We start from the raw sequence: 956 nt of genomic DNA, 5'->3' as shown, positions 1-956 counted from the left end.
TGCCGATTCAACTGATCGCCGCAACACACTCTTGGAACTTCTCTGCGGGTGAGAAGTAATTCAAGGTCTTTCTGGGTCTTTCGTTGAGTTCGCGGGCGACGGTATCGAGATGCTCTTGGGTGTGCACGGAGAGGTCCGTGCCTTTCGGGAAGTACTGGCGTAGGAGACGGTTGGTGTTCTCGTTGGTGCCGCGTTGCCACGGGCTGTGGGGATCGCAGAAGTAGATGTCGAGATCGGTCGCCAAGGTCAGGCTCTTGTGATCGGCCAGTTCCTTGCCTCGGTCCCATGTCAGCGTCTGGCGAAGTTCTCTGGGCAAATGCTGGACCTGTGCGGTAAGTGCAGCCACGACAGTCTGCGTTTCTTTCCCGCCTACCTTGGCAAGCATGACATAGCGGGTGCGCCGTTCCACCAACGTCGCGATGAAGCTGTTCTTTGAACCCGCTATGAGATCGCCTTCCCAGTGGCCAGGGATGGCGCGGTCCTCGACGGCGGCCGGACGTTCCCGGATCGAGATTGCATCCTTGATTTGACCAAGCCCATCGCGCTTCAGGCTCGCATGACGGGATCGACGGATGGCACGTGTTGCGCGCAGATGGGCCAGCAGCTCTTTCTTCAACACACCGCGGGCCTGGATAAACAAGCTTCTATAGATCGTCTCGTGGGGCACGCGCGCGCCTTCGTCGTTGGGATGCTCGCGCTTCAACCAACCTGCAATTTGCTGAGGTGACCACTTGCGCACGAGTTTCTCTGCTATTGTCTGACAGAGCTGCGGCTGCCCCGCCAGCTTGCAAGGCTTTGGCCGCTTGGCCCGATCCCAGGCCGCCAGGTCTGCGCTGGCCGCGCGATAGACGCGTCGACCGCCATTGCGACGCACCTCCCGGCCGATTGTTGAAGGCGCTCGACGAAGCTGACGCGCAATGGAACGAAACGACAGCTTGGCTTTCAGGCCCCGAGAG

At 60.0% G+C, this 956-nt stretch carries 1 protein-coding gene; it reads right to left on the bottom strand.

Translation table 11 applies throughout. The annotated features are described in order from the left end of the window. Positions 1–7: 7 nt before the first annotated feature. Positions 8–956 (bottom strand): IS30 family transposase (locus ACR0MM_RS18580; RefSeq protein WP_480697865.1); only part of this gene is annotated, 949 nt, incomplete at its 5' end.

This window comes from Ruegeria sp. BC6, assembly GCF_056539185.1.
This window is presented reverse-complemented; position numbering and strand designations above follow the sequence as displayed.